Here is a 12,561-nt window from a genome sequence, read left to right as displayed (position 1 = left end):
TGTTATTTCTTTTTTTTATTCCCCTCAGCATGGTTTGTCGTTCTGTTAAGGAAAACTTCATTTTAGGGAAAAGATTGACTTTTTCCGAGATAGGGCTATAATTTTGCCTCGAAAACTGTTCAGATATATGTTCCAGACATGACAGTCAATGGTCCCTGGGAAAGCATGTTTTAACTCTGAGAAGAGGTGTTTTGCAGAGGATTCTTTTAGCTCAAGATTATGGAGAATAGCACATTATGGAGCTCGTAGTTACAAGTCGCGAGACTGATAAAAAATCTTTGCTTAAAAAAATTCGTCAAACAGGAGGTATCCCTGCTGTTATTTACTCTGGCGGAAAGAGCCTAGCAAATATTGTTGTTGATGCTCACGTGTTTAGCAAATTTTTATCTAGCCTAGAAAGCGGTGCGCTATCTTCTACAATTTTTTCTTTATCTTACGAAGGTCGTACGATTAAGGCCTTGGTTAAAGATATTCAATATCAAGTGACCTCATATAGAGTGATCCACCTAGATTTTGAAGAACTTATAGAAGATCGTGATGTGAAATTAAATATTCCAATTCGCTGTGTGAATGCCGTGGATTGTGTTGGCGTAAAATTAGGCGGATCTTTAAGACAGGTTATCCGTGCTTTACGTGTCGTATGTAAACCTAAAGATATTGTTCCCTACTTAGAATTGGATGTCCGTTCACTAGGGTTGTCTCAGACAAGAAAGCTTTCGGATATTCAAATCCCTGCAGGGCTTCGACCTATTACTCCTCTTAAGGAAGTTGTTGTAACAGTATCTAGAAGATAATTTATTTATGACTAGTCTGATTGTTGCCATAGGGAATCCGGGGCGTCAATATATATGGACGCGTCATAATATAGGATTCCTATGTGTGGATAGGCTAGTTCAACAGTTTCCCGGAGTACATTTTAAAGAAGCTCCGAAATTATTTTCTGATATTGCCAAGGTAGAATCGTCCCAAGGGTCTATGGTGTTTATAAAGCCTAGGACTTATGTTAATTTAAGTGGTAAGGCTGTTTTAGCAGTTAAGGGATATTACAATATTGCAACAGACCGCATTCTAATTATCGCTGATGATGTGAACCAACCATTTGGTAACGTTCGTCTTCGCCAAAGTGCTGGTGGAGGCGGTCACAAAGGGATAAAAAGTATCACACAAAGCCTAGGTTCGAATAACTATTGGCAGTTGCGTTTGGGTATAGGTCGACCTCAAAGAGAAAATGTAGAGTTGTCGGACTTTGTTCTCGGGCAGTTTACTGAAGAAGAACAGATTGGAATACAATCCTTATTTATCGAGGCCAGTGCGTTATTTTCTCAATGGTGTTCTGGGGCTCAAACAGCCTAGGAGGTCCCTTAAGTAATTTTTGTAGACGGGGATATCTTAGGGAAATAAACTACTCTAGCTATGTTTAGGAGTTTTTAATGAAAGAAAAAACAACCCAACTGTACGAAGGGGCGTATGTATTTAGTGTTACTCTCAGTGAGGAAGCTAGACGTAAGGCTTTGGAGAAGGTAACTTCAGGCATCACAAATTATGGTGGCGAGATTCTAAAAATTCATGATCAAGGACGCAAAAAATTAGCGTATACTATTCGTGGAGCTAGAGAAGGTTACTACTATCTTATTTATTTTACGGTAGTTCCTGGAGTGATAGCCGAGTTATGGAAAGAGTATCATCTTAACGAAGATCTTCTCAGATTCTTAACCCTTAAAACTGATGCAGTTAAAGAAGTTTTAGAATTCGCATCATTACCAGAATAATTTTTTAAGGAGAAAATATGAATAAGCCTGTTCATAATAATGAACACAGAAGGAAGCGTTTTAACAAGAAATGCCCTTTTGTTTCCGCAGGTTGGAAAACAATCGATTACAAAGATACGGAAACTTTAAAAAAATTTATTACGGAAAGAGGTAAGATCTTACCTAGAAGAATTACAGGTGTCTCTTCCCGCTTCCAAGGTATTCTTACCCTAGCTATTAAGAGAGCGCGTCATATAGGGTTTCTACCTTTTGTAGGAGAAGATTAATTTAGAGGAAAAGAGACAAAATGAAACAACAACTACTTTTACTAGAGGATGTTGAGGGTTTAGGCCGTAGTGGCGATATTGTAACTGCACGTCCTGGGTATGTTCGTAACTATCTTCTGCCTAAACAGAAAGCTGTTATAGCAGGAGCTGGAACTTTAAGGTTGCAGGCTAAATTGAAAGAAGAACGGTTGCTCCGTGCAGCTGCAGATAGAGTAGAATCTGAAAAATTAGCAGAAATTCTTAAAGGTATCGTTCTTGAGTTTCAGGTTCGTGTAGATCCGGATAATAATATGTATGGTTCCGTCACAATAAGTGATATTATTGCCGAGGCGGCTAAGAAAAATATTGTTCTTACACGTAAGAATTTCCCTCACGCTCATTATGCGATTAAAAATCTTGGAAGGAAAAATGTGCCTTTAAAACTAAAGGAAGACATAACCGCAACTTTAATAGTTGAAGTGTCTTCTGAAAGTTCGTACGTTGCCGTTCTTAATCCGCAACCGTCTCAAGAACAGACAGCTGCTGAAGAATTAAATTAGGCAAGGTGGGGAGTCTGCTCCTCGCCTATATAAAAATTGGTTTTATGGATCTTTTTTCTCCAGCAAAACTCAATCTCTTTTTAAAGCTTCACGGCAAAACATCTCATGGCTTTCACGAGATGACTACCCTATATCAAGTCATCGATTTTGGAGATAACCTGAGTTTAGAGAGTAGTAGTGAAGATTCTCTTATTTGTAATCTACCAGAATTAAATACTCCTCAAAATCTCATATGGAAAAGTGTTCAGGTTTTCAGAGACTACACTAAAATCTATAGTCCTGTTGCTTGGCGATTGTATAAGTGTATTCCTGTAGGATCTGGTATGGGAGGTGGCAGTAGCAATGCTGCTACAGCACTCTATGCTTTAAATCAACATTTCCAAACGCAACTATCTAATGATGTTCTGCGAGAGTTAGGGAAAAAGATTGGAATGGATGTCCCTCTGTTCTTCTCATTAGGATCTGCTTTAGGCATAGGATGTGGCGAGGAAATCCTTCCTTACGAAAATGATCGTGGTGATGAAAGGTATGTCCTATATTTCTCAGATCAAGCTATTTTGACTAAAGACGCTTTTTCTTATGTACGCCCTGAAGATTTTTCTAACAGGGAAGAATGCTTATCTTTATACGAGAGAAACAATGATTTAGAAAAGCCCGTATTTCGTTTTCGTAGGGATCTCGAAGAGAAAAAACACATGCTAAAAAGGATATGGAGTCCTTTTCATGCTCACGTTAGTATGTCTGGAGCTGGGGCAACGCTATTTGTAAGTTATCCCAGGGAAATCGAAACAAACCCTTCCATAGCCAGAGCTATTCATGCAACTATCCACAATAGCCAAGGTTTGCTTGTAAATAGCCTACGCAAATACGATGGATGGTTTCATTGTGATAATCTATTTACAACAACAAGACAATAAGGTTCCTTCAGCAACGGAAACTATCTTACTTGCCTCAACAGAAAGCGTACTTTCAGCTTGGCAAACTTCGTAAAGCTGATCAGCATTTTCTTGTTCATGTGAAGATCCAAGAACACATGAATAAGCTGTGGTAATCCTTTGAAGAGCTTGTTTAAGTTCTTCAGTATTGTTGTCAGTAGTCAATAGTGTAATTGTATGCGTCATAATCAGACCCTCATCTCTTTCTCTTACTTATAGAAATAAAAAATTTTTTACAATTTCTTTCCCACATTCTATTTTCAAAAGAGAGTGATTTTTTAATTACCGCCCCTCTTAGTTAGGAAAATGTTTTTGAATCTTTATTTTTACTCAAGATATCTCTATTGATAATTATAAGAATTGTCGTCTCCTAGGTTGTTTATGATTTTACCTCAATATTCTTCGTCATTGAAGACAGGAGCGGCTCTACTTTTTTTCTTTTCTATACTGCATACATTTCTTACGCCTTGGTTGTTCAGACAATGTCAACTTTATCAACATAAAAAAATGGTATTCCCAGAAAGGTGGAAGAAATATCTTTGGTTGAGTGAATTTTATCGATTAGTGAGTAGGGTAGAGCTAGTTTTCGTTCTCTGGGCAGCTCCGCTATTTTTATGGTTTCTCTATTCTGAAGGATATAGAGTGACTATGAGTTATTTCAATAGTAGGAATTACGTATTTTCCCTATTTATTGTGATTATGCTCATTCTTCTTGAATCTCGACCTATAGTATACTTCTCAGAACGTGTTTTCTCAAACATTGCAAAAATAGGTAAGCAGTCCCCACGGTGTTGGTGGTGGACGCTGATGATCGCCTCGCCATTGTCTTCCGTCCTTCTGAAAGAGACAGGAGCTATGATTATTGCTGCGACTTTGCTAGTTAGGAATTTTTACAAGTTTTCTCCAACCCCACGTTTTGCTTATGCAACAATGGGATTGTTATTTGCTAACATCTCTATCGGAGGATTAACTTCAGCATTATCTTCTAGAGCTTTGTTTATTATTTTACCCTCAGTGAAATGGGGAAATAGCTTTGTTCTAAAATATTTCTGTTGGAAAGCGATAATCGCTATCCTGTTGTCGACAACTATCTATTATCTCATTTTCAGAAAGGAATTTAATAACTTCCCTAAGGTAGTGAGAAATCCCTCTATGATGAATGAACGTGTGCCAAAATGGATTATTTGTGTGCATATCATTCTTGTGGGCTCTGTTATTCTTGCAAGATCGGTTCCACTGTTAATGGCAGCTATCCTAATCTTTTATTTGGGATTTCAGAAATTTACAATTTTCTATCAACATGCGATTAACCTTTCTAAGGTATGCTTTGTAGGATTATTTTATGCAGGTCTGGTGATTTTTGGAGAACTCCAAGAGTGGTGGGTGTTAGAGCTCATGCATAGAATGTCAGATTTTGGTTATATGATCACTTCATATACCTTATCCATATTCTTAGATAATGCCTTAGTGAATTACCTTGTGCACAATCTTCCGGTGGCTACAGATTGCTTCCTGTACCTCGTTATCGCTGGGTGTATGTCTGCGGGCGGATTGACGATTGTTTCTAATATGCCAAACATCGTGGGATATCTTATTCTGCGGCCTTCATTTTCATCGTCATCATTATCTTTAGGATGGCTATTCTTATTTGCCCTAGGCCCATCCATTATTTCTTTAATGACTTTTTGGTTTTTAAGAGATATCCCTGAATTTATTTATTGTTTCTTTAGATGAAAATCTAACACTCTTTTCCATGAATATATACAGGAATTTCTGATCCTAATTTCTGATTGAGAAATTCCTGGCAGTAAACTTTAAAATTCGTGTAGTTCATATTTTTAGCGGCGGCAATTTTTTCGTTAGGTAGTGAAAATTGTACAGACGCTTTTTCAAAGGCTAACGAAAATAATGCCGATCCCATAGATTCTAAGGAATAGGTAGGATTAGTGATATTTTTTATATAGGCGTCTTTTAAGTCAGAAAAATATGACTCTGACATACCAAAGTCCTCTACAGAGGCAGCAACATTTTGGATGAAAGCCTTTGTTTTCATTACCAACTCTTGAGGAGTATAAGCACTAGAACGGATGTACAATATCCCTGCAGGACATAGTAGAGGTTCGTGGTAACATGCCCCTATAACGTAGCCTAATTGTTGTTCTGTACGCAAATGAGAGAAGGCTATGTGATTTAGCCATTTAAACATCATTTCTGTAGCAACAACGTGATCTATGGAAGAGGAATGTCTATCTTGAAGAACTAACAACATAGCGTTTCCTGATAAGGGATAATCTATTTTTATATTGGAGATTTCTTGCTCCTGCCTTTGATAGTAAAAACAGTCGGCATCATATTGTGGATAGCAAGACGAAAAATCCTTAACTATAGATATTAGTTCCTGTTCTTGTTTTTTTGATGGCGGTCCAAGAACTAAAGCATCAACATGTAGTTGGTTAAATAGACTTTTTACGAAGTTTTCTACTTCTTCAAAATCCATTGTTTTTAGAGAGGCAAGCTTTTCTTGATAAGAGTACACATCGTGTAGTGTATAAGACCACAGTTGATCCACCCCTGCACGTATAGGACATTCTGAAATCTTTCTCTGATACATTTCTAGAAGTTGTTGCTTCTGCATATCAAACTTGTCTTTATCTATAGAAGGTTTGAAAGAAGATAAAATAGACTTCAGTAAGATAGGGGCCGTAGTATTATATCCAGTAATTTCTAAATTCAACCCATCTCCATGTAAAGAAGTAGAGAAAGAAAGGCCAGCTTGAGCTGCTAGGTAGTATTGTTTAACAAGATTTTCGTTAATAGCAAGAGAACATAAATCCGTAGCTATTAAGGAGCGGATATTTTTTCTAGAAATCTTGGGAGAACGCATTCGTAAATTTATGGTGAGCTTAGGTGTGGTATAAAAGTTGTCCTCGCAATAGTAGAAGGTAAGACCCTTATCTTGATAAGCTAATCTAGGTAAGAAAGGAAATTCTTCTGTGTCTGTTTTAGATACGTTCGCGACCTCAATATTTTTCGGAATATAAATATTCGGTTGCGGCAAAGCCATACATCCTTTTGAATCAGCCTGTTGGTAGGCTATTAGATCTGGTAAGGACTTTTCATAATAGACCATATCAAAAATCATATCATGGTGTTGTAGGGCTTCTTGCCAATTTTTAGGATTTTTTGTTGATAGCACATAACGCGCTTGGCTGGGATCTGAAAGCGTTTTTAAAATACTCTGCTCTTCTTCAGAGGAATATTTGGGATAAACAAGCGAGTGATAGGGATATGTGATTAAATCTTCGTCAATAAGATCTGAAATTTGTTCCTGAAGAGTTTTGAAAAGATTAGTTTTTGAGCTGTAGCAATACTCTAGAGTATTAATAGTAGTAATGTCTTTTAGACAGTGTTCAGGAATACCCTGTTTTTGGATTTGATGTAAGTATTCAAAAGTGTGGAGCAGTACTTTAGAGTATTCTTGTTCACCTTTCTCAGTGAGCTGATAGTATATTGTGAAACTCACTGTGTTGTCTGAGGTTTTATAAAATCCAGAATCCAACTCTGTAATGAGTTTTTCCTCTTTTAATAGATAGACAAGACTATCAGTTGCTTCATGATTTAAGATATAAGAAAGGGCGGCATAACAGCCTGTAGGAGCTTGAGAGGTATTATATAGATGCCAGTAGACCTGCATACTTGCTGTAGGCTCCACCGCAGCATTTATGTAAAGTTTCCCTGATGAGAGGTGGTCATCACCAGAAGACCGAGTATAATTTTGATAGTTTTTCTTAGAGGGAATTCGCGCAAAGATTTTGGGGAAGACTTTGATCGCCTTTTCTATAGGTTCTGCTGTATGGATGACTGCTATCATATTTTCAGGGTGATAATGCTGATTAAACCATTTGTGCATGTCCTGAGATTGAACTTGCGCTAACGTGGAAGCGTTTCCACATCCAAATCTTTGTAGAGGATGTCCTTTAGGAGCAATAAGTTGTTGAATGCGGTGTACACGACGAAGATCCTGATTGAGATGCATAGAAAATTCCTGGTGTACAGCATTTTTCTCTCTGTCAATGTCCTCTTGACGGAAAAGAGGGTGGATAAATAAATGCACAAATTGATCAATAGCTTCAATAAATGCTGAATTTTTTATAGAAAATAGGAAACTTGTTGTATAGGAACTAGTATAGGCGTTGTATACTCCATTGTTGTTACTTAGGAAGTGAGAAAACCCGTCGCTATCAGGATATTTTACATTTCCTAGAAAGATACAGTGTTCTGTTAAATGTGCTAGTCCAGGAAAACCTTGTGGATCTGAGGAATTCCCCGTTTTCACTGCTAAAGCAGCTCCTGAGTTAGAAATCCCTGGATGAGAAATTATTAGCAACTGAAGTCCGTTTGGACAGATGATTTTTGCTGTTTTTTGATTTGCTATGGAGGGGGTAAAAACTTTTAGTGGGCAATGATCAGGAAGTATCTTTGAAGATTGTTTGCACGACGTTACTGATACAGATATAAGTAAGGTAACGAATAGTGCCTTCCACTTCATTCTTATAATTCCTCGTACAACTGTGTTAGAATAGAAAATGCCTTTTTTGATCTCAATGCTCGTTGGCTATGCTTATCACTTTGGCTAAGCTCGTCTTCAGAGCATAAATGGTCTAATAAAATCTCTTCACCAAAGCTAAAACGAATCGGAGCAAAGAAAATGGCTCTGTATTCTCCAATAGTATCTTCTACTGTTGGTGGAGGTGGAAGAATGTCATAAGTTTTTAATGCAAATGGATAGAAATGAGAAGGTCTCCCTGATGCCTTGGTGAGTAATCGAAACATTTCTACACTTTCAGGTTGAAATTCGGCAGGATAAAGAAGATTGTCTCTCGTTTTCCTATCTCTACCTCCTGCAGGGGCTACATAAATAAATTTGCCTCCTTCATTGAGTAGAGTTTTCAATGTTTTCATGCTTTTCTGGTTATGATGAAGTTTCTCTTCTTTTTGCTCTGGAGGATTGTTGATATGGCGTTTGGAGTAAATGCATAATAAATCGCAGCCCATACTAAAAGGACGAGCTAAAGGATCGGAGGTTACACGATCTCCTGCTACAAAAATCATATTTTCTAGCAGTTCAGGATGGGTCTTCCCTAAGGCATAATACATCAGTTGGGGGTCGCATTCTGTTTGGTGATTGGCAAGCAAAATTACATTATCTTTACGCTTGATGAATTCTTGAATGTGATCTAAATGATGAAGGTTATAAATTTTAGATTGCTCATCATCCACAAGTACTGAAAAAAATTGTTTGCCGAAATCAAATAGGTCTACCGGTGAACGAATTTTCTTATGGTATGGAGGGAAAATAAAAGGCTCTTTGAGATCTTCGATGACAATTTTTAGCCATTGCAAACACAATTCCTCTGCTTTTTCTAAAGAACATTTCCTTGTCGCTGCATCGATATAGTTTTGATGATAAATCTGAAACTGCTGATACAAGGACTCAGGTAAGGATTGGTTGCCAAAGGCTTCTAATAAATAGGTAGAAAAATGCATAACCATGCCTATAACTCAATACTCTCTCCTGTAACTAATGAAAAGAATTGGTAGTGATTGAGGTGAAGCGAGTCTGAGGTATTGATTTGTAATTTAGCTTTTAAATGTTTGGCCAATCGGATGAGTTCATCGTCGTCTTGTTCTTGTTTCATAAAACTGGCAATTTCAGGATGAACAACTAAACAAAGGTGTGTATGCTCCTTATGATTGATGACTTTTTTGAGATCTCGTTCAATTTCAATTACCACGCTTTCTGGGGTTTTGATAATCGCATTACCACTGCAGTAAGGACACGTAGTGAATAGTGTCTGCATTAAAGATTCGCGATTTCTCTGACGGGTCATCTCGACAAGACCGAATTCACTCATACTTAAAATAGTACAGCGAGCAGCATCGTATTTCATATGTTCTTTTAGACGTTCTAAAACACGACGTTGGTTTTTACGTGACTTCATATCTATGAAATCAATAATTACCAAGCCTCCAACATTGCGTAAGCGGAGTTGTCTAGCAATTTCCTCAGCAGCCTCTAGGTTGATTTGAACCAGGGTTTCTTCAACACCACTTTCTAATTGTGTGCTTCTCCCTGAGTTTACATCAATTGTATGCATCGCTTCTGTTTTATCGAAAAATAGATAACCACCGCTTGAGAGCCAGATTTTTCTTTTCGTTGCTTTATCTATCTCTTTTTCAATGTTAAAACGTTCAAACATAGGGATGGAGTCACGATAGTATTCAATCTTTACAGAAGAATTAGGGGAGTATTTTTTGAGCATACGCTTACATTTTTGATAAGTAGAGTAATCATCTATCAATAAGCGTTTATAATTCTTATCTATACAGGTGATAACAGCTTTTTTCAAGATATCGGTCTCTTCATAAAGTAGACAGGGCTGATCGGTAGAGTGGAATTTCTCTAGGATGCCTTTCCATGTTGTAAGTAGGTCGTGAGCTTCATTTATTAAAGCGTCTGTAGAAGCAAGTACACTAGCAGTTCGACAAATTAAACCCATATCCTGAGGCATTTCAAAGGAGCGGATTAGCTGTTTCAATTGATCTCTCATATGCGGATCTTCTATTTTTCTAGACACACCACGATGAGGGGAGTTAGGAAGTAAAACTAAATAACGTCCAGGAATAGAAATGTTAGAGGTGAGACGTGCTCCTTTAGTGCCTATAGGTTCTTTAACCACTTGAACTAGTACAGGACTGTCTAATTTCAATAACTCTTCTATGGGGGCTTCTGGTTTTTCATTGTTTTCTTTGTGGAGAACATCGAAATCCATGTCAAACATTTGTTCGAACTTCTTAGAGTTTTCTAATACGTCTGAAATGTGAATGAAGCCGTTTTCTCTTTCGTCAATATTGATGAAAGCGGATTGAATGTTTCTTAAGATATTAGTTACGCGACCTCGATAGATGTTGCCCTTGAGCTGGCGAATTTTTTTTCTTTCAATGATGAGGTCGAAAAGCTGGCCGTTTTTTAGATGAGCGTAGCGAATTTCTTTGGACTCTATATTTAATAAGATGTCGTTTTCCATTGTCTTCCTTGATGCCTAGTCCGTGCTTCCCTGCTTTTTTCTGGGATGTGATTCTGGAATAGGTTTGTTTGTAGAGGCGTAGTCTTAAACTTCCTAGATATTTGTCTACTTGCTGAGGGGAAAATTATAAAAAAATTAGGTAAAAAATTCTACAGAAATGGTTTATTGATTCTTTTAATTTAAAATGATAGTTTTATTTATTGTCTCAATAGATTTAAAGCATGTCTTTGTTTTCTATAATTACCCTGTTTGGTAAACTCCTGTCTTCAAACTCGCAGAAGCTCTAAACATAGCTTTGAGATTTTTTCTTATGGGAAACATAGACGATCTAAAATTATACATTTGCCGACTAAAACTTCCCGGAGAAAGAGAGGTAATAAAATATTCTTTAAGCCCAGCAAGTATACGTGAGTTTGGTGAAGAAGAACTTTTTTCCAGCACCATTGATGTATCCGGAAGCTTAGAAAAAATAGATAACGAACAATGGATTTTGTCTTTAAACATAGCTACGGACTTAGGGTTGCGTTGTTGTATTTGTGACAAAAGTTTTTTATACTCTGTTAGTTTAATGGATGTATCTCACCTGATTTGCCATGAAGACGCGAAATCAGGTGTATTTGATTGCAAAGATTTAATTAGGCAAGAACTCCTCTTAGAGAGCGACCATTTTCAAGAATGTAATAAAGAAGGCTGCCCTGAAAGAGGAAATATCGTACAATTTTTAGAAGATAGAAAGAAAATCAAAGGGGAAACCCCTTTCGATAATTTATAAAAGGTGAGAGAGATATGGCAGTACCACGCAATCGACATAGCAATGCGCGAAAAAATATCCGAAGAAGTCATCATGCAAAACAAGCACGTCATGCGGCTGTCTGTAACAACTGCAAACAAGCTTTTATTCCTCATACAGTCTGTACTTCTTGTGGTTTTTATAACGGGAAAGCCGTTATGACTGTAGAAAAAAAATAACAAAATATTTCTGCTATGAACGTGCAAATTGGCATAGATCTGATGGGAGGAGACCACTCTCCTCTCGTTATTTGGGAAGTGCTAATCGATGTACTCAACTCTAGAGCTTCGAACTCGCACATTTCTTTTACTGCTTTTGCTTCTAATGAAGTGAAAGAGCAGATACTCAGTAATAGTACTTATAGGGGATATCCGGAGGTAATAGCTTCAGAAAGCTTTATCACTATGGAAGATTCTCCCTTGTCCGCTATTCGCAAAAAGTCTTCATCCATGGCTCTGGGTTTAGACTATCTCAAAGAGGATAAGATAGACGCGTTTATTTCCACAGGAAACACTGCGGCATTGGTTACCTTATCAAGAACTAAAATTCCTGTGTTCCCTACAGTTCGTCGTCCTGCTTTACTTGTTCGTGTTCCTACTATGCAGGGATGTGCAGTTATATTAGATGTTGGTGCTAATGTTTCTGTGAATCCTGAAGAGATGTTGGGTTTTGCTCGTATGGGTTTAGCCTACAAGCAGTGTCTTGGGGGTACAGAGCATCCGACTATAGGTTTGTTAAATATTGGTTCAGAAGAACGTAAAGGGACAGAAGCACACAGACTGACATTTCGTTTGTTGAGGGAAACATTTCAGCATGCCTTTCTAGGGAACATTGAAAGTGGTGATGTCTTTAGTGGTGGTGTGGATGTTATTGTTTCAGATGGGTTTACAGGAAACATTTTTCTGAAAACAGCAGAAGGCGTTTTTGATTTTCTAAGTCATATCTTGGGGGATAAATTAGAGTCTGATGTGAAACGTCAATTAGACTATACGATTTATCCAGGTTCCATGGTATGTGGGCTATCTAAACTTGTAATAAAATGCCACGGGAAGGCTTGTGGCAGGTCTTTGTTTAACGGAATTTCTGGATCTATAGATTTAGTTCGAGCACGTGTTTGCGAGCGGATTTTATCTAGTCTTTCTTAGTTTTTAAGTTTATCTATTTGCTATCTTTC

The 12,561-nt window shown here is 37.5% G+C and carries 14 protein-coding genes; 10 read left to right on the top strand and 4 right to left on the bottom strand.

Features of this window, described 5'->3' with window-relative positions; translation table 11 throughout:
• Positions 1 to 236: 236 nt before the first annotated feature.
• The 6 genes from E1N70_RS00980 to ispE all read left to right on the top strand — a co-directional run bounded on the left by E1N70_RS00980 (position 237) and on the right by ispE (position 3,491).
• Complete coding sequence (locus tag E1N70_RS00980; protein WP_131743725.1) at positions 237 to 794, top strand: 50S ribosomal protein L25/general stress protein Ctc; 558 nt, start codon at positions 237 to 239, stop codon at positions 792 to 794.
• A gap of 7 nt (positions 795 to 801) precedes the next feature.
• Entirely contained in the window at positions 802 to 1,353 is a 552-nt protein-coding gene (gene pth / locus E1N70_RS00975; protein ID WP_131743724.1) for an aminoacyl-tRNA hydrolase, read from the top strand.
• A 77-nt stretch (positions 1,354 to 1,430) separates the two neighbouring features.
• Positions 1,431 to 1,769, top strand: a complete 339-nt coding sequence (rpsF, locus tag E1N70_RS00970) for a 30S ribosomal protein S6 (protein ID WP_006343479.1) — start codon at positions 1,431 to 1,433, stop codon at positions 1,767 to 1,769.
• Between the two features lie 17 nt (positions 1,770 to 1,786).
• Positions 1,787 to 2,035, top strand: coding sequence for a 30S ribosomal protein S18 (rpsR, locus tag E1N70_RS00965; RefSeq protein ID WP_006343478.1), 249 nt, complete (start codon positions 1,787 to 1,789; stop codon positions 2,033 to 2,035).
• Positions 2,036 to 2,055: 20 nt separating this feature from the next.
• Positions 2,056 to 2,574 (top strand): 50S ribosomal protein L9, encoded by a 519-nt coding sequence (gene rplI / locus E1N70_RS00960; RefSeq protein ID WP_131743723.1) that lies wholly within the window; start codon positions 2,056 to 2,058, stop codon positions 2,572 to 2,574.
• 44 nt (positions 2,575 to 2,618) lie between these two features.
• Complete coding sequence (ispE, locus tag E1N70_RS00955) at positions 2,619 to 3,491, top strand: 4-(cytidine 5'-diphospho)-2-C-methyl-D-erythritol kinase (RefSeq protein ID WP_131743722.1); 873 nt, start codon at positions 2,619 to 2,621, stop codon at positions 3,489 to 3,491.
• Here the strand turns inward: ispE and rbp7 are convergent.
• A complete protein-coding gene (gene rbp7 / locus E1N70_RS00950; RefSeq protein ID WP_131743721.1) occupies positions 3,468 to 3,695 on the bottom strand; it encodes a reticulate body protein Rbp-7 in 228 nt (75 codons plus the stop codon). The genes ispE and rbp7 overlap by 24 nt on opposite strands.
• Before the next feature lie 195 nt (positions 3,696 to 3,890).
• On the opposite strand from rbp7, the gene E1N70_RS00945 reads away from it, so the two are divergent.
• On the top strand, positions 3,891 to 5,243 hold the full coding sequence (locus E1N70_RS00945) for a putative Na+/H+ antiporter (RefSeq protein ID WP_131743720.1): 1,353 nt from the start codon (positions 3,891 to 3,893) through the stop codon (positions 5,241 to 5,243).
• 4 nt (positions 5,244 to 5,247) lie between these two features.
• On the opposite strand, the gene E1N70_RS00940 is transcribed toward E1N70_RS00945, so the two are convergent.
• Genes E1N70_RS00940 through E1N70_RS00930 form a run of 3 tightly spaced genes read right to left on the bottom strand, consistent with a single transcriptional unit; the run spans position 5,248 to position 10,597 of the window.
• Complete coding sequence (locus E1N70_RS00940; protein WP_131743719.1) at positions 5,248 to 8,058, bottom strand: insulinase family protein; 2,811 nt, start codon at positions 8,056 to 8,058, stop codon at positions 5,248 to 5,250.
• Positions 8,059 to 8,060: 2 nt separating this feature from the next.
• Positions 8,061 to 9,056 carry a 1-acyl-sn-glycerol-3-phosphate acyltransferase gene (locus E1N70_RS00935; protein WP_208638286.1) on the bottom strand — a complete coding sequence of 332 codons (996 nt, stop codon included), beginning with the start codon at positions 9,054 to 9,056 and terminating at the stop codon, positions 8,061 to 8,063.
• Between the two features lie 8 nt (positions 9,057 to 9,064).
• On the bottom strand, positions 9,065 to 10,597 hold the full coding sequence (locus tag E1N70_RS00930) for an Rne/Rng family ribonuclease (RefSeq protein WP_131743717.1): 1,533 nt from the start codon (positions 10,595 to 10,597) through the stop codon (positions 9,065 to 9,067).
• Between the two features lie 310 nt (positions 10,598 to 10,907).
• On the opposite strand from E1N70_RS00930, the gene E1N70_RS00925 reads away from it, so the two are divergent.
• The 3 genes from E1N70_RS00925 to plsX are packed head-to-tail and all read left to right on the top strand — an operon-like array spanning position 10,908 to position 12,532.
• On the top strand, positions 10,908 to 11,369 hold the full coding sequence (locus E1N70_RS00925) for a DUF177 domain-containing protein (protein WP_131743716.1): 462 nt from the start codon (positions 10,908 to 10,910) through the stop codon (positions 11,367 to 11,369).
• 14 nt (positions 11,370 to 11,383) lie between these two features.
• Positions 11,384 to 11,566, top strand: coding sequence for a 50S ribosomal protein L32 (gene rpmF, locus E1N70_RS00920; RefSeq protein ID WP_006344383.1), 183 nt, complete (start codon positions 11,384 to 11,386; stop codon positions 11,564 to 11,566).
• Positions 11,567 to 11,581: 15 nt separating this feature from the next.
• Positions 11,582 to 12,532 carry a phosphate acyltransferase PlsX gene (plsX, locus tag E1N70_RS00915; protein ID WP_131743715.1) on the top strand — a complete coding sequence of 317 codons (951 nt, stop codon included), beginning with the start codon at positions 11,582 to 11,584 and terminating at the stop codon, positions 12,530 to 12,532.
• The last annotated feature ends 29 nt before the right edge of the window (positions 12,533 to 12,561 follow it).

This window comes from Chlamydia buteonis (assembly GCF_900634605.1).
GTDB lineage: Bacteria > Chlamydiota > Chlamydiia > Chlamydiales > Chlamydiaceae > Chlamydia > Chlamydia buteonis.
The sequence above is the reverse complement of the archived record's forward strand: the minus strand, read 5'-3'. Positions and strand labels throughout refer to the sequence as shown.